This is a genomic window from Neobacillus dielmonensis, from assembly GCF_000612665.1.
GTDB classification, from domain to species: Bacteria; Bacillota; Bacilli; order Bacillales; family Cytobacillaceae; genus Neobacillus; species Neobacillus dielmonensis.
This window is the reverse complement of the sequence record NZ_HG942048.1, coordinates 170,941-187,155: the sequence shown is the minus strand read 5'-3', so window position 1 is coordinate 187,155 and position 16,215 is coordinate 170,941. Positions and strand designations below refer to the sequence as shown.

The following is a 16,215-nucleotide window of genomic DNA, read 5'->3' as shown; positions in this document are numbered from 1 at the left end:
ACCCCCTCCTACTCGATTGTGAACTACGCTTCATCCAGCCTATTTGGGATGACAATTCTATTAGATAAAGTTCTTGCCTTTCTTAAGAATTACGTAAGAATTGATTAATAAAAAAGAAAACTTTGATGGTTAGAATAGGTTTCAGATAAGGAAATGGTGCAAAGCACTAAATATTAAAAAGGATGGGATAAAAATGAAAAAAATGATTGTAGCTTCAATGGTGTTGGTAACGTTATTTGCGACAGGATGTTCCGTAGAACTGGATACTACTAGGTCTTCTGTTAACTCCAAATCTAATCAATTAGAGGAAAAGGCGGATGCCCTGGAATATGAATATGATGGATTGATGGCACTGGCCGATGAACTAGAAGATCAGCAAACGATTAAAGCAAAGGACCAAAAAAGACTAGCCACGGAAATTAGCAGTTTATTGGATGCCGTCGATGAAATTAAAAACGCTGACACTCCTGTCATCGGAAAAAAAGTGAAGGATTTTGCAAATGACAAATTTGAACAAAGAGAACAAGTATTAGAAAAAATTCAAGAAAAAGCTGAAGGCGGCAAAGCTACCAAGAAAGATGTTAAAGAGATGAAAAAAGCACTTGAAGCTGATATTAATTTCAGCCTATTCAATTAGTCAAAACGAGGCATTCCTTTTTAAAAGGGGTGCCTCGTTTTATTTTGGCATTCAATAAATAATGGTACAAATCCAATACAATATCGGAATAGAAACGAGACATAACAAGGTGGTTAACAGGACCCCAAAAGAACCGAAAAGGGCATCTGCACCATATCTTTGCGCATATAAAGATACGGTGGAGGCGGAGGGCATCCCGGAGACAATCACTGCGGTGGCTAATAAGGGAAATGGCACAGAAAAAAAGGCAAATGGCAGTAGGAATAATGGAATGAATAGAAGTTTTGCGAAAGCAGATTTCCATAGATATTGATTTTTGAGTGAAGTGAAAAATTCTTTGGGATGGGCGTTAGCCACTAAGCTGCCAATTAAAATCATCGAAAGTGGAATAGTCATCTTTCCTACACTTTCTAGCCCATTCGCCACGACTTCTGGCCAGCTAAGCGGTGAAAACATAAAAATTAAGCCAATCAAGGTGGCCACAATGCCGGGATTAAAGAAGATATTTCTCCAATTAATGCGATCTTTGTTTTTAGTAAATAAATAGATGCCATAGGTCCAAATGAGAACAAAATAGCATAAATTAAACATCGTGGCGATAACGATGCCTTTATCACCAAAAAGCAGATAACTGACGGCATACCCGATGAAGCCTTGATTTCCAAAAATAATCAATCCTTCATAAACACTTTTCTGTTGATCTGGAAGTTTCGAGTGTTTTCTCATCCAGGCCGCAATGAAGCATGAAATCGTTAAGATAAAGATCGACATAGTTATAAGCAGGGTTAATTCTTTTACCAATGTGAAAGAAAAGGAAATATCTAAAGAAAGTAAAATAAGAGCAGGCAAGGTTCCGTATAGGATGAGTTGCGTCAACACATCGTTGGTGTGCTCGTTAAGAGTCCCTGTTTTTCTTAAAATAAAGCCTAATAATGATATCCCATACAAAGTGATCATTTCTTGAGAAAATCCCCAAACTGAGCTCATGGCCAACCGTCCCTCCTTATCTTATTTTATTGTTGACCAACCCTTAAGTGTGTTTATAAACTTCACATATTTCCGAAGGATATTTGGACCTGCTTGTACATATAATTTACCAATTCTATGGTAATAGGGAAATGTGATTATATAAGGGGGATACTAAAATGACTGAAAAAAATGGATTTGAATTGACTGATGAAGAAATAAATGAAGACCTGCTAAAGGAACTGGGAACCTTCCCACTTCTTGATGCAATTTTCGGGCGGCGCTCTCGTCGGTTTTTTCTAGGTGCCGAGATTCCTGATGGTCCACTGGCCTACAAATCGAAGCATGATGCGCACCCACTGAACAATTTTGAAAAAATGCTGATTTTGTTAGGTGTAAGCGGTGTGACAGGCTGGCATCACTCGGTAACAAGGCACGATCGGTACAAACCGCATTTGTCTAATTATTCTGGGTCCGCATCAGGAAGGACACACCCGTCGGCTGCTGGATTTCATACGTCGGAGGTGTTTTTTACCGACGATACTGGCACTTATATTTTTCGCACCCGCGATTTTGCTCCAGAAGTGGAGCAGTCGGAATCAGGACAACTTTCTACTAAAGACATGCTGCTGGCACACCAAAAGAGAATCCAGAAGTTATCAGACAAGCGCCTTCATATACCGAATTATGAACCGTACATGGAGGGCCATAATTCCTGGGTTGCCAATAAACCAGGTACGTTTTTAGTGTTTCCTGTTGGGGATTTGGCGCAGCATACGCTATTAAATTTATGCTTTTATGTGCAAAATGGACTAGCCATTTATGACGATATTCATAACCGGAAAATACCAGGATTAGAGAAATATCGAAATGTCATAGATGTTGATAATCCCGTACCACTCAGCTTTTTGGATCAGTATTCACTAGCTGAATTGTCTGCAGAACTGGCGACCGCCACCTATTCAGGAATGCTCCTGCAGCAGGCGATTGGTCTTGGGGGATGGATGTTTGATGGAATTGACCGCCTGACGGTGTTGGGGGCCAGCGGTGACCCGGATGTTCCTGGTCTTGGGTTCCGTTATGATACCGATGACCGATGGGCCATCCCCAATCCAACTGGTCTTGATGGGGTATTTACTTCGTTCACGCCACCGCATTACCCGACAATGCGAGACGCCGTTGAAGCATTAGTGGAGCGGAAATTTGGAAAAAGCGGCCCATTCCATCCAGAAACGCCTGGCATTTGGAAGAATCCAGCTAAGGTTCGCAGCAGTGCGCAAATGCATGATGAAGAATTCAAAGAAATTATCACCATCCAAGCCCAGTACATGTACGACACATTTGGAAAATTCCCAGCCACCATCCCGTCCGTCTATTCCCTAATGTACCTGCAATCACACCACCTTGACCTTGACTATTACGACAACCTTTTTGAACCAAACTCCTATCTACACACCCACGCCCAGCACCTAAAAAAATGGCACGGTATAAAGTAGTGAATAAAATAAGGAGGGACAGTCCCCCAGCACAGCAAAGCATTAACGCAGTGGGGGCCTGTCCCCCGCTGTACTGCAGCGTTAAAGCGGCGGGGGGCAGGCCCGATGAAAGGAGTCCAGATGAAATCTACTAATTATTCGAGGATTGCGGATAGGTATGATCGGAATCAGTATCGAGTTGAGGAGGTAAAGGTGGATGCGGATTTAAGGGAGTATATGGTGCATCAATCTCAGTCGGAGTACGCGGTATTGGATTTGTCTTGCGGGACAGGGCTTTATTTGGAGAAGCAGATGGGGGGCTTTACGGACTTTCCTGTGACTTGGCATGGGCTTGATGCATCGGAGAAGATGCTTGAAAAGGCGAAGGAACGGGTAAAGACTGCATCATTGATTCAGGGATTTGCTGAGAATATGCCTTATGATTCGGAATCTTTTCACTTTATTTCTAATAATTATGCATTCCATCACTATGACCATAAAGAACAGGTCTTAAACGAAATCGAACGAGTGCTAAAAAAGGGCGGCATCTATAAATTACATAATATCGCTATTCACGATATGCCAAAATGGTGGGTGTACCAGTACTTTCCCGCAGCCTATTATGAAGACCAAAAAAGGTACTGGACCAAAGAGGTTCTGTATCAGGAATTGAGTTTGAGAGGCTTAACGGTCAAATTAACCGTCAACTATCGAATGGAACAAATTCGTGTTGCTGATTATTTAAGCTTCGCGGAAAATCGCGACATTTCTGTGTTAACACTATTGTCCGACCAGGACTACCAGCAAGGGATAGAGCGCATGTGTTACGAGGTGGCCGCTGCCCCAGAAAAAACGATTGTCACTGATTTTGCTGAATTATTTTGCATAGCCGAGAAAAACCAATAGTCCCAAAATCTTGAGCCCCATCCTGCAGCCTATCGCGCAGGATGGTTTTTTTGTTGCAAATATAAGCATATAGGCCTTTCTGGCTAGAACAAGAGCAATAATTCGGAATAGCTTCATTTTTTCAGGAATATATATGGATATGGACAAACAATTGAATTCTTTCAAACGGAAGGGGGTGTAACGAACAGGCCTATGGACTATGTTCATTAGCGGTGATTCTCACCTTTCCGAGTACAGTCGAAACTCACCATTGATTTGTCCGGTATGAACGAACCAAGTAATTGGGTCGCTTTTATCAGAAATACAGTTTAACAGTAGTGCAGATTCTGAAGTTGTAAAGCAAAAGATTTAATAGCATACTGACGGCGAATGGGCTTATGTCACTTTAGAAACTGGGTATTACTTTAAACCCACACTCCTCAAACTTGAGAAAAAAAGAAATTTAAACCCTTAAAACCATACACGGATGACAAATGTGGCAATGAAATATTAAACAACGACATCCATTTTTCGTAGCAAGGAGGCGAACAATGACTCGAAAGGTGCTTGAAGTTAAGGATTTGCGGACATCGTTTTTTTCGCCTGAAGGCGAAATCCCTGCGGTAGATGGGGTGAACTTCCATTTATCAGAGGGGGAAATCTTGGGGATCGTTGGGGAATCAGGCTGCGGGAAAAGTGTCACATCTCTGTCAATCATGGGCCTGGTTCCAACAGAAAATGGAAAGGTGGTTGGCGGAAGTATCCGGTTCCATGGCGAGGAATTAACGAAGGCCACCGCCAAAAGAATGAGGCAAATCCGTGGGAAAGAAATCGCGATGATTTATCAAGAACCGATGTCTTCACTCAATCCAGTGTTTACCATTGGCAGTCAACTAATGGAAGCGATCCGCACCCATAACAAAATATCGCGGGAGGAAGCAGCCAAGAAGGCAATTGAAATGCTAAACCTGGTTGGCTTGCCAAGGGCAGATGAACTCATTCATGAATATCCGCACCAATTGTCAGGTGGGATGTGCCAGCGTGTCATGATTGCGATGGCTGTAGCCTGCGGTCCCAAGGTATTGATTGCCGATGAACCTACCACAGCCCTTGATGTGACGATTCAGGCCCAAATCCTCGATCTTATGAAAAATTTAAATCAGGAATTGAATACATCGATTATCATGATTACCCATGATTTGGGGGTCGTGGCGGAACTTTGCGACCGGGTTGCCGTCATGTATGCCGGAAAAATTGTCGAAGAAGGGTCTGTTGATGTTATTTTTCAGCAGCCGAAACATCCCTATACCATTGGTTTGATTCAATCCATTCCCGACATAAGATTTAAAAAAGACCGACTCTATTCCATCCCAGGGTATGTGCCGAAACCCGGGACTATTAAAAAGGGGTGTCATTTTGCACAAAGATGTGAGCATGCGTTTGATGTTTGCAAAGAGGAAACCCCTAAAATGGTTGTTAGTTTGGATGGCCATGCTGTCCGCTGTTTTCTTCATGGAACTCTGAAGGAGGAGAAGCATGACCGAAACATTATTAAAAGTTGATGATTTAAAAAAATATTTCCCGATTTCAGGCGGGATTTTTGGCCGAAAAGTTGGTGAAGTAAAGGCCGTGGATGGGGTATCTTTTATCCTTAAAAAAGGCGAAACGTTTGGACTGGTCGGCGAGTCGGGGTGCGGAAAATCAACAACGGGTCGAATGCTTCTTCGGCTGACCGAACCAAGTGCCGGGACGATTGAATTTGATGAAACCTTACTTACTGACTTATCCAAAAAACAAATGCGGAAAAAGCGCCGCGATATCCAAATGATTTTTCAAGACCCATTCGGCTCGTTAAATCCGCGGTATACAGTCCAACAGATTATTGAACAACCTCTAATTGTCCATGGGTTGGGGACTTCAAAGGAAAGATCCCGAATGGTGGAAGAATTATTGGAAACAGTCGGCCTCGATGCCTATGCTGCATCACGTTACCCCCATCAATTCAGCGGCGGTCAAAGACAGAGAATCGGTATCGCTCGCGCTTTGGCGGTGCGCCCTAAACTAATCGTTGCTGATGAACCAGTATCTGCCCTAGACGTGTCGATTCAATCACAAGTATTAAATCTGCTGAAAGAGCTCCAAAGCGAATTTAAATTGACTTATGTTTTCATCTCGCATGATTTGGGGGTAGTCCGCCACATAAGTGACCGAGTAGGTGTCATGTATCTTGGACGGTTGGTGGAAGTAGCTGATAGCAACATGCTTTACGTAAGCCCCAAACATCCTTATACAAGGGCCTTACTGTCTGCCGTTCCCGTCCCTGATCCGAAGAATAAATCCAACCGGATCATACTATCTGGCGATGTCCCGAATCCGGCTCATCCTCCGGAAGGCTGTGCTTTTCATACCAGATGTCCACTGGCAGCCGACATTTGCCGTAAGGTTCGGCCCGAGTTAATAACGGATGAACAGGGCCATGCTGCCGCCTGTCATTTCATATAAAGTGTTTTGACTAACCAAACGGCCAGGAGGTGGAACTTGCCGAGGAGCCAATACCATGATTGAGCAGTAACAAGTCAATGCCGATTTGTCCGTATCCTCAACGATGACCCAGGTTGCTTTTATATCATTTGCCATTGTCATCGAATAAAGTTTCCGACGTTCAAGCCATAAAAAGGGAAAAGTCGTTAATGGGAGTCCGAGTTGGCAGGATATTCACTCCAGTTGATAAAGAGGGTGGGGCATAAAACAAATGATTGGAGGTTTAATAAATGAATAATAACAGGCTGAAATTAATTGCCTTTGATTTAGGGTATACACTTGCCTACAACCGGCGTGAAGATCATTATATGAATTTTTTAGAATCGGAATCTGTGATTATACCAAGGGAAAAAGTAGAAAAAGCTTATCATCTTGCGGATAAAACATTTATGCGGTCCTATCACGGAGTCTTAGGAAATCCACCGGAGTATTACATGCCTTGGTATATCGGACTGGTCAATTATTTTTTAAATGTTAAATTTGATCTGATTCATCAAGTAACCTTCATTATGGCACAAGGGAAACCGGGCTCTTCGTATTGGCAGCCATTTCCATGGACAACCCAGGTGATGGACACCTTAAAAAACAATGGCTACCGACTTGCCTTGTTATCAAATTGGGATTTGACCTGCCGCAGGGTACTTAAACAGATTGGGGTTTATGATTACTTCGAACAGATTATCGTTTCATCGGAGATAAACATCAGTAAGCCGGATGTGGGTATTTTTAAATATTTATTGGATATCACTCACTGTGCACATGATGAAGTATTGTATGTCGGGGACAATTACTATGACGATGTGGTGGGGGCAGGGAAACTGGGGATTCAAACGGTCCTGATCAATCGTTTCGGCAGGGAAGGAATTGAAGAGATTGAAGTACCATACTTAGTACAAAACACCACGGGGCTTCTCAAGATTCTAGGGTTGGAGAAGTAAAAAAGACTTTTAAGGGGTGTAAAAAGAAATGCGCAAACGATGGATCATCTTCGCTAGTTTATTGATTATGAGTTTACTAGTAAGCGCGTGTTCGGGAAGCAGCCAGAAGGGCGAAAAAGGGGAAGAGGGGAAGAGCGAGATTAAGGAAATGAGTGTCCGGATAAACAGCGACCCCGATTTTCTTGACCCACATAAAGCGGAAGCCTCATTGACCTTCCGAATGATGTTAAATGTATTTGAAGGCTTATTTAATCCGTCACCCGATGGTAGTGTCGAGCCTGCGATTGCAGAAAAATATCAGGTTTCAGATGATGGCCTTGTTTACACATTCACATTAAGAGATGAAGTTAAGTTCCATAACGGTGATCCCGTGACAGTCAAGGATGTGAAGTACTCGTTCGACCGATTAATGGGAACCGGTACAGGACAGCCACTGTCATCCGATTTTGTGAATGTTGAAGCGGTCGAAACCCCGGATGATAAAACGGTTGTCATGAAACTGAAGAAACCAGACTCCACCTTTATCTACCGGCTAACGGCCGAGCAAGCGGCCATAATACCGGAAAGCAATGACGCCAATCAAAACACCAAACCGATTGGGACAGGTTCATTTAAATTCGTAGAGTATAATCCTGAAAACAATTTAATCATCGAAAAAAATAAGGATTATTGGAAAAAAGATGTCCCTTACCTCGATAAAGTAACTTTTGTTTTTCAATCGGATAACCAATCCGCCTTATTGAGCCTGCAGGGCGGCCAACTGGATCTCACCGATATCCCGGCCCATCAGAAAGCAGAAGTGGAGAAGAATTTTACAATTATAGAACAAGAAAATAATTCTGTTTTCCTGCTCGGCTTTAACAATGAGAAGAAGCCATTTTCCGATTTAAAGGTACGGCAAGCCATCAATTATGCCATCAATAAGGACGAAATCATTGAGGGGGCTTTCTCAGGATATGCCACCAAGTTAGGCTCCAATTTAAGCCCAATTATGGGGAAATATTATAAAAAGGGCCTGGAAGACTATTATCCTGCTAATGTAGAAAAGGCAAAGCAATTATTGGCCGAAGCAGGTTATCCAGATGGCTTTAAGACAACACTAACGATTTCCTCCCATGCCGAGCTCTATTCTGATGCCGCTCAAATTGCGGTCGAACAGCTGAAAAAAGTGGGCATTACAGCAGAAATTAAAGTGGTGGAATGGGCCAAATGGCTGGAGGATGTATATGGAAAAAGAGATTACGAAATGACGATGATTGATTTTACCGGAAAGCTGGATCCCTATAAAATCTTAAGCCGTTATGTGTCAACCAATAAAAGCAGCAACCTGATGAACTTTAATAATGCTGAGTTCGACAAACTGATGGCTGATGTTGTGTTAGAAACGGATGAAGCCAAACAAATCGCCATGTATCAACAAGCGCAGGAGATTTTAACGAAGCAAGCAGCTGCTGTGTTTATTGCAGACTATAAAACTTTGTGGGGGATGAATCCAAAAGTAGAAGGGTTCAAATCTTATCCTATCTTTTATATGGATATGGCCCATATGAAACCAAAGCAATAGTCAATAGAAGCCTGGTTATCTGATCGCAGCGTCAGCTAACCAGGTTTTATGGTCAGGTTTGGATGACGGACCTGTCTATAAAGGGAGTGGTAGATATTTGACGTATGTTGTCCGTCGTTTTTTACTGTTGGTCGTTACCTTAATTTTTATCTCTGTCATAACGTTTCTTGTTTTTCAAATCCTTCCAGGGGATCCGGTCCGCACAATGTTAGGTCCGGATGCCGATGAGGCCCAAGTGGAAACGCTTAAACAACAGCTTGGTTTGGACCAGCCGGGGCATGTCCAATACTTGCATTTGGTGGAAGGATTTTTTCAAGGGGATATGGGGGACTCGATTCGTTTTTCCCGCCCAGTTACCGGGCTGATTATGGAACGGTTGCCCATCACTCTTTCGTTGGCCGTAATTTCCCTCATCATAGTGATACTCGTTACGATACCATTGGGGATCTTTTCAGCTAAAAGGGAAAAGAAATGGAGTGACTTTTTCCTTTCATCCTTTACCCAATTGGGAATGGCTGTTCCGACTTTTTTTGTTGGAATGGTTTTGATTCTGTTTATCGGCATGAGTTTTCAATTTTTTACAACTGGAGGCTATGTGCCTTGGAGTGAAAGTATAACCGGTGCTATCGGCTCGCTGATCCTGCCCGCCCTTACGATCGCTCTTCCACAAATCGCCATTAGTTTTCGTTATGTAAGAAACGCCATATTAGAGCAGTCAAAGCTGGATTATGTTCGAACAGCTCGTGGAAAAGGGGTATCTGAAGCAATAGTCATTTATAAACATGTCCTGCGGAATTCCTTGATTCCTGTAGTAACGGTGTTTGGCTTGATACTTGCCGAAGTGATCGCCGGCACCATTGTGGTCGAACAGGTCTTTTCCCTGCCGGGGATCGGGCGCTTATTAATTACTGCTGTTAGTTATAGGGATTTCCCTGTCGTGCAAGGGATTGTGCTTTATATTGCCCTTGTTGTCGTCGTGATTAATTTTATCGTGGATATCCTTTACGCGGTCCTCGACCCGAGAATCAGGCTGAAGTCGTGATTAAGGGGGACAAGAGATGAAACGTAAAAAAATCAATTTAAATTTACTAGTTGGCTGTTTTGTTTTGCTGTTCTTTTTAGTGACGATGGTCGTCAGTTTTTTCTACACCCCGTACGATGTGAACGCGATTGCCGTCAGCAATAAATTGCAGGCTCCTAGTTCGGCGCATTGGTTTGGGACAGACCCGTTCGGAAGGGACATTTTGAGCCGGATCATGGCCGGCACGCAAACCGCCTTTTTTGTCGGAAGCGTAGTGACCCTGATTGGGGTGGTATTTGGCACGTTAATTGGCGGGTTTGCCGGTTATGTGGGCGGTTGGCTGGATGAAATCATCATGCGGGCAATTGATGCGCTAATGGCCTTTCCGGGAATCATCCTGGCGATTATGATTGTAGCAGTTTTTGGCACAGGAACGTTAAATACCGCGATTGCCTTGGGCATCCTGGCCACACCCGGCATTGCCCGGATTGCCCGAAGCGGATTTATCCAAAATAAACAGCTTGAATATGTTTCGGCCGCCAAGTCAATTGGGGTCCATCCGTTAAAAATAATATTCCGAGAAATACTTCCAAATATTTACTCACCATTGATTGTGGCAGCATCGGTTGCTTTCGCCATCGCTTTGCTGGCTGAAGCATCTTTAAGCTATTTAGGACTGGGCGTGCAGCCGCCTGACCCGAGTTTAGGTCGGATGTTGAAGGAATCACAGGAATATTTGACGACCAGCCCTTGGTTCACATTGGCCCCGGGGATTACAATTACTTTGTTGGTTCTTGGTTTTTACATGTTAAGTAATGGCATCCGGGATTTAACCGATCATCGGTCAAAATAAATCTTTGAGGTGAAGTGGTTTGACATTAGCAAAGGATGAACGCTTTTTGAGAGACAGGCAAAGAGTAATAGATTTGACACAAAAACTAGTCCGGATTCCAAGTGTCTACCGGCCCAAGCAGCCGGATGGAAATGAGCAAAAAGTGGCTCTGTTTACGGCTGATTTTATAAAACAGCTGGGTTTGGAAGTTCATATTGAGGAGGTTGTACCCGGCAGGCTGAATGTCATCGGGATTCTCGATTCTGGTGTTCCCGGAAAAACGATTCTCCTTGAAGGCCATACGGATGTCGTGACAGAGGGCGACCGGTCGCAATGGAACTACGACCCGTTTGGCGCGGAGATTGTGGACGGCAGGATGTACGGCAGGGGGACAAATGATACCAAAGGAAATTTGGCCTGCGCCATCACGGCGGTTCAGTCGATTTTGGAAGGTAAAGAGAGTTTCAGAGGAAAAATTATTCTCTGTATCCCGTGCGATGAGGAAGACATGATGATCGGCATCAAGCATTTTATCAAGCGGGGCTGGGCCAATGGAGTGGATGGCGCCATTATTTGCGAACCCGAAGAAAATCAAATTTGTATTTCGCAAAAAGGGGCCATGCGCGTGCTCGTCCGGACGTTCGGTAAAATGGCCCATGGGGCGATGCCATTAAGCGGCATCAACCCGATTACCCGAATGGCTAAGATTATTTGCGAACTAGAACTATTGGAACGGAGAGAAAAACAGCGGGTGGGACGTGACCCTGAACTAGGCTGGCCGAGTATTACCCCGACGATTTTGCAGGCACCCGTATCCGGGGATCCGCAAATTAATGTGATGCCGGATCATTGCATGTCCGCGCTCGACATCAGGACGATTCCAGGGCAGGACCATGAGCAGCTTAAAGCCGATATCCAATCCATTATTGATCGGCTTACACAAATTGATCACAATTTCAGGGCGGAGTTTGAGGTGATTGAGGACAGGCCTTGGACAAAAACGGACCCCAATCATCCAATTGTGACGGCGATTTCTGGGGCCTACCGGCAAGCTACTGGGCAGGAACCGGTCTATAATGGTGTTCCCGGCGCGACGGACGGAACATTTTTGCATTTGGCGGGTGTCCCGATTGTGACCACCGGTGCCGGCGACCGCGAGATTCCACACCATGTCAATGAATATGTGGACATTGAGGAATTGGCAATTACCACGCAAATCTATCGGACTGCGATTTTGTATTTTTTAAATGGAAAAACATGAAAAAAGATAGCAATAAGTAAGCCAGGCTACGGCCTGGCTTTAGAAATGTTGGAAATGAAACATGCCGGTAATAAAGGCAAAACGGTTGATAGAGGGATATGAAATGCCGATAAGCATTCCAAAAGTGCCGGTAAATCTGTTGCACAGCCTGGTAGGAAAGAAAAATACGGGCACTGGTCATTCAGTGCCCATTTCTTTTTGGAAATAACAGCTATTATACTAATGAATAAACAGAATCTTGCAGGGACACGGCGCCATCTTTCATTAATTTTGTTAAATGTGCTTCGGTTGTTCGTTTGGCAAATTCAAAAACGCTGGGATGGGGAAGCTCCTGATAAATCATACTCGTTAGTTTTTCAGAAGTTAGCTCTTTATGTTCTGATAGCAAACTCTTAATCTGGTTTTCACGATGTAATCTCCGATTGATGACAAAATTAATGTGTTCATAAGGGTTCTCCACCCAACCGCCATGGCCTGGACCAATCCTGGTTAAATCCAACTGCTTTAATCTTGTTAGCGTTTGCAAATAATCGCCCATATCACCGTCTGGCGGCCCTATCCACGACGTACCCTCGGCGACAATATTATCACCGGCAATAAGCACTTTATTTGCAGGAATATAAAGATTCAAGTGACCGGAAGTATGACCAGGCGCATGTAGAATAGTTATTTTCTCATTCCCAATAGTGAGAAGGTCACCATCGTCCAAAAAAGCAATCTTGGACCACGGTGATATCGCATCAAGCGACGTTTGCTCTTCTTCTCTATGGCAATAAACTGTAGGGCCCCAATCCGTTAATTGACGGACTCCTGGGGCATGATCCGGATGGGAATGCGTAAGGACAATAGTCTTTGGTACAGCCAATTTGTTTTCAGCGATTGCTTTTTCTAAAAGCTGCTTGGTTTCTGGGACATCATATCCAGCATCGACTAGCAAACATTCTTGCTCATTACCAATTAAATAACAGTTAGTGGTTGTGTGCGGCAAAATGGTTGGTGTATGGATAGGAACACGAATAATCTTTAGTTCATTTGTCATAAAGGACATCCTTTCGTGAATGGCACAAAGTAAATTTTAACTAATTTATTCACTGTGAAAACGTGATATTCCTTCAAGGATGTGAAAAAACAAGATTATAATGAGTAAATTCCTATTTTTCATTCGAATAAAAGTTCGGTAGAATAAGAATAAATAAATTTTGGAAAAGGGTATGGGAGAGTGGGAAAACATTGAAACTAAACACCGATTTATGTAGGATTCTTGAGATTACTTATCCCATCATTCAGGCAGGTATGGCCGGAGGTCCGACAACACCAGGACTAGTGGCTAATGTTTCTAATGCTGGCGGACTTGGAACACTGGGCGCGGCTTACATGAAGCCTGAAGATATGAAGACGGCTATCCGAAAAATAAAACAAAAAACGACTAAACCATTTGCGGTTAACTTGTTTTGTACAAATTGGAACGATCAGTATGAAGGTGTGGAAGAATCGCAAAAGGTGTTAAACGCCATTAGGGCCAAACTACAAATTAAAGATATCTCCCAACCAGTAATAACGACTAATTTTTTTGAAGATCAGTTTAGAATAATCCTGGAAGAAAAAGTGCCGATTACCTCAACAGCGTTTGGTGTGCTACCGAAACATAAAGTTTTAGAATTAAAGAAACGGAATATCAAAATAACTTCAATGGTGACAACGGTTCGTGAGGCGTTGATTGCTGAAGAAAATGGGGCAGATATCATCGTGGCGCAGGGAAGCGATGCTGGCGGACACCGCGGAACCTTTGAAATTGAGGGCGATACCAATGGGGGATTAATTGGAACCTTTTCGCTTGTCCCACAAGTAGTTGATGCCGTTTCAGTTCCGGTCGTGGCAGCTGGAGGAATTATGGACAGCAGGGGTCTTGTTGCTGCATTAGCATTAGGAGCGCAAGGGGTACAAATGGGAACAGCATTCCTAACAACTCTCGAGTCCGGTGCTCATCCTGAGTATAAGCATGCTTTGATCAGCAGCAACGAAGAAAGTACGGTGATAACGAAAGTTTTTTCCGGCCGTCCTGCTCGAGGCATAAAAAATCAATTCATTCAGGAATACGAAAAAGCCGGCATCGCCCCGGCAGATTTCCCTACTCAAAATACTTTAACGGGTGATATCCGTAGGGAAGCTTCAAGTCAAAACAACCCTGAATATATGGCACTATGGGCTGGACAGGGTACAAGGCTTTTACAGTCCAACCTATCGGCTGCCCAATTAATAGAAAATCTAATTAATGGAGCGAAGCGAATCCTATAGAGCAATAAAATTACATCATAAAGGAGATGTATTTATGGAAACCGAAGTCTTGAAAATTTTTGATAGAGAACGAAACTATATTGGAACAGCGCCACGGTCTGAAGTACATCGGCTGGGGCTCTGGCATGAAGTTTTTCATTGCTGGTTTATAGGGCATGAGGCTGGTATTGACTATATTTATTTGCAAATTCGCAGCCACAGGAAAAAAGATTACCCTAATTTGCTGGATATTACTGCAGCAGGTCATTTATTAGCGGATGAGACAGTCCAAGATGGCATCAGAGAGGTAAAGGAAGAGATTGGTATTAGCCTATCAATGGACGAACTTGTTCCATTAGGAATTGTTTCCTACAGTGCTATTAGTGAAAGTTTAAAAGATAATGAACATGCCCATGTTTTCTTGTATGAGTCCACGCATCATTTTGTGGACTATAAGCTTCAGTTAGAGGAAGTCTCGGGGATCGTCAGAATACCCTTTCGCTCCTTTTTTGAACTTTGGCTAGGCGAACTTGAACGGGTTCCAGCGGAGGGGTTTAAGGTGCAGGATGACGGAAGCAGAAAGAAGTTTTTAGAGGATTTAACTAAGGAACAATTTGTCCAGCATGTTCCGCCTTATTTTGAAAAAGTATTACCTGCTATCATGGATTATTTAGAACAGAAGAGTGAGTGAGATTTGCAATTGTCTTTTTATTACTCTTCTAAGTTTTTTTATTTTTGAAAATAATTTATCCGAAACGGTATAATAATGCTAGAGTTTAACAGCAGAAAGGGGATTCGTTTAGGTTTGGAAATACGAAAGGTTTCAATTATTGGATTGGGTGCACTAGGAATTTTATTTGGACATCAATTTTCTAAAAATATGCCGAAAGCAGACTTACGAATTATTGCTGATAAAGGGCGCAGGAATCGGTACGAACAAGAAGGCGTTTATTGTAATGGGGAACGCTGTGACTTTCATTATGTAACACCAGACGAAGCTTGTGAACCGGCGGATTTGCTTATTTTTACCGTGAAATTTGATGGGCTGCAAGATGCGATACAAAAAGTAAGAAACCACGTTGGAGAAAACACCATCATTCTATCAGCATTAAATGGGATTTCAAGTGAAGAGATTATTGGTGAAACCTATGGGCGTAATAAGCTTTTATATTGTGTCGCCCAAGGGATGGATGCGGTAAAAGTTGGGAATCAGCTTACCTATGACCATATGGGGATGCTCTGCTTTGGTGAGTGCGAACCGGGCGCCATATCCGATCGGATGAAGGCAGTCGCCGAATTTTTTGAAAAGACAGGGGTCCCTTACCAGTTGGATTCCGATATGATGAAGCGTCTGTGGGGAAAATTCATGCTGAACGTCGGTGTCAATCAAACGGTGGCAGTCTATCAAAGCAATTATGGGGAGATACAAAGAGAGGGCGAAGCAAGGAATACAATGATTGCCGCGATGCGTGAGGTCATTGCACTCTCCGAAAAAGAAGGGATTCCTTTAACCGAAGAGGATTTGGATTATTGGCTGCGTGTCCTTGCCACACTGAGTCCAGACGGAAAGCCTTCAATGGCTCAAGATGTTGAAGCAAAACGTTATAGCGAAGTGGAATTGTTTTCGGGAGCGGTCATAAAATTAGCAGACAAACATGGTGCAGCTGTACCTGTAAATAAACAACTCTATGAAAAAATAAAAATGATTGAAAGCCAATATCTGACTGATCAAATATTAAACATTTAAATTATTTCGTCGGATTATAATGTTACTAAAACGTTCACATTGTTTTCCTATTATGTAAGGTAAAATAAATATGT

Annotated in this window: 15 protein-coding genes; 13 read left to right on the top strand and 2 right to left on the bottom strand. The window is 43.1% G+C overall.

The window, feature by feature from the left end; genetic code table 11:
- The first annotated feature begins 193 nt into the window (after positions 1–193).
- Complete coding sequence (locus BN2425_RS07625; RefSeq protein WP_042457128.1) at positions 194–637, top strand: hypothetical protein; 444 nt, start codon at positions 194–196, stop codon at positions 635–637.
- 51 nt (positions 638–688) lie between these two features.
- On the opposite strand, the gene BN2425_RS07620 is transcribed toward BN2425_RS07625, so the two are convergent.
- Complete coding sequence (locus BN2425_RS07620; protein ID WP_042457126.1) at positions 689–1,624, bottom strand: AEC family transporter; 936 nt, start codon at positions 1,622–1,624, stop codon at positions 689–691.
- Positions 1,625–1,782: 158 nt separating this feature from the next.
- Between BN2425_RS07620 and BN2425_RS07615 the strand changes: the two genes are divergently transcribed.
- The 9 genes from BN2425_RS07615 to BN2425_RS07575 all read left to right on the top strand — a co-directional run bounded on the left by BN2425_RS07615 (position 1,783) and on the right by BN2425_RS07575 (position 12,120).
- Positions 1,783–3,099, top strand: a complete 1,317-nt coding sequence (locus BN2425_RS07615; protein WP_216628804.1) for a hypothetical protein — start codon at positions 1,783–1,785, stop codon at positions 3,097–3,099.
- A 105-nt stretch (positions 3,100–3,204) separates the two neighbouring features.
- A complete protein-coding gene (locus BN2425_RS07610; RefSeq protein ID WP_235714583.1) occupies positions 3,205–3,984 on the top strand; it encodes a class I SAM-dependent methyltransferase in 780 nt (259 codons plus the stop codon).
- Between the two features lie 530 nt (positions 3,985–4,514).
- Positions 4,515–5,525, top strand: a complete 1,011-nt coding sequence (locus BN2425_RS07605) for an ABC transporter ATP-binding protein (RefSeq protein ID WP_042457123.1) — start codon at positions 4,515–4,517, stop codon at positions 5,523–5,525.
- Positions 5,500–6,465 carry an ABC transporter ATP-binding protein gene (locus BN2425_RS07600; RefSeq protein ID WP_042457120.1) on the top strand — a complete coding sequence of 322 codons (966 nt, stop codon included), beginning with the start codon at positions 5,500–5,502 and terminating at the stop codon, positions 6,463–6,465. Before BN2425_RS07605 ends, BN2425_RS07600 begins: the two co-directional genes overlap by 26 nt.
- A gap of 269 nt (positions 6,466–6,734) precedes the next feature.
- On the top strand, positions 6,735–7,442 hold the full coding sequence (locus BN2425_RS07595) for an HAD family hydrolase (RefSeq protein WP_042457117.1): 708 nt from the start codon (positions 6,735–6,737) through the stop codon (positions 7,440–7,442).
- A 28-nt stretch (positions 7,443–7,470) separates the two neighbouring features.
- On the top strand, positions 7,471–9,006 hold the full coding sequence (locus BN2425_RS07590; protein ID WP_042457114.1) for an ABC transporter substrate-binding protein: 1,536 nt from the start codon (positions 7,471–7,473) through the stop codon (positions 9,004–9,006).
- 97 nt (positions 9,007–9,103) lie between these two features.
- Positions 9,104–10,048, top strand: a complete 945-nt coding sequence (locus BN2425_RS07585; protein WP_042457111.1) for an ABC transporter permease — start codon at positions 9,104–9,106, stop codon at positions 10,046–10,048.
- Between the two features lie 16 nt (positions 10,049–10,064).
- Positions 10,065–10,880: an ABC transporter permease gene (locus BN2425_RS07580; RefSeq protein WP_042457107.1), complete on the top strand. Its 816-nt coding sequence runs from the start codon at positions 10,065–10,067 to the stop codon at positions 10,878–10,880.
- Positions 10,881–10,899: 19 nt separating this feature from the next.
- Positions 10,900–12,120, top strand: a complete 1,221-nt coding sequence (locus tag BN2425_RS07575) for a M20 family metallopeptidase (RefSeq protein WP_042457103.1) — start codon at positions 10,900–10,902, stop codon at positions 12,118–12,120.
- A gap of 214 nt (positions 12,121–12,334) precedes the next feature.
- On the opposite strand, the gene BN2425_RS07570 is transcribed toward BN2425_RS07575, so the two are convergent.
- Positions 12,335–13,159, bottom strand: coding sequence for an MBL fold metallo-hydrolase (locus tag BN2425_RS07570; protein ID WP_042457101.1), 825 nt, complete (start codon positions 13,157–13,159; stop codon positions 12,335–12,337).
- 191 nt (positions 13,160–13,350) lie between these two features.
- Here BN2425_RS07570 and BN2425_RS07565 point away from each other — a divergent pair, with 191 nt between their 5' ends.
- From BN2425_RS07565 to BN2425_RS07555, 3 genes are all read left to right on the top strand, one after another.
- Positions 13,351–14,415, top strand: a complete 1,065-nt coding sequence (locus tag BN2425_RS07565; RefSeq protein ID WP_042457097.1) for an NAD(P)H-dependent flavin oxidoreductase — start codon at positions 13,351–13,353, stop codon at positions 14,413–14,415.
- A gap of 34 nt (positions 14,416–14,449) precedes the next feature.
- Positions 14,450–15,085, top strand: coding sequence for an NUDIX hydrolase (locus BN2425_RS07560; RefSeq protein WP_042457094.1), 636 nt, complete (start codon positions 14,450–14,452; stop codon positions 15,083–15,085).
- Between the two features lie 114 nt (positions 15,086–15,199).
- Positions 15,200–16,141 (top strand): ketopantoate reductase family protein, encoded by a 942-nt coding sequence (locus tag BN2425_RS07555; protein ID WP_195891912.1) that lies wholly within the window; start codon positions 15,200–15,202, stop codon positions 16,139–16,141.
- The last annotated feature ends 74 nt before the right edge of the window (positions 16,142–16,215 follow it).

Coding starts and splice junctions, on each gene's coding strand:
- BN2425_RS07625 (WP_042457128.1), top strand. CDS start 194: ATGAAAAAAATGATTGTAGCTTCAATGGTGTTGGTAACGTTATTTGCG.
- BN2425_RS07620 (WP_042457126.1), bottom strand. CDS start 1,624: ATGAGCTCAGTTTGGGGATTTTCTCAAGAAATGATCACTTTGTATGGG.
- BN2425_RS07615 (WP_216628804.1), top strand. CDS start 1,783: ATGACTGAAAAAAATGGATTTGAATTGACTGATGAAGAAATAAATGAA.
- BN2425_RS07610 (WP_235714583.1), top strand. CDS start 3,205: ATGAAAGGAGTCCAGATGAAATCTACTAATTATTCGAGGATTGCGGAT.
- BN2425_RS07605 (WP_042457123.1), top strand. CDS start 4,515: ATGACTCGAAAGGTGCTTGAAGTTAAGGATTTGCGGACATCGTTTTTT.
- BN2425_RS07600 (WP_042457120.1), top strand. CDS start 5,500: ATGACCGAAACATTATTAAAAGTTGATGATTTAAAAAAATATTTCCCG.
- BN2425_RS07595 (WP_042457117.1), top strand. CDS start 6,735: ATGAATAATAACAGGCTGAAATTAATTGCCTTTGATTTAGGGTATACA.
- BN2425_RS07590 (WP_042457114.1), top strand. CDS start 7,471: ATGCGCAAACGATGGATCATCTTCGCTAGTTTATTGATTATGAGTTTA.
- BN2425_RS07580 (WP_042457107.1), top strand. CDS start 10,065: ATGAAACGTAAAAAAATCAATTTAAATTTACTAGTTGGCTGTTTTGTT.
- BN2425_RS07570 (WP_042457101.1), bottom strand. CDS start 13,159: ATGACAAATGAACTAAAGATTATTCGTGTTCCTATCCATACACCAACC.
- BN2425_RS07560 (WP_042457094.1), top strand. CDS start 14,450: ATGGAAACCGAAGTCTTGAAAATTTTTGATAGAGAACGAAACTATATT.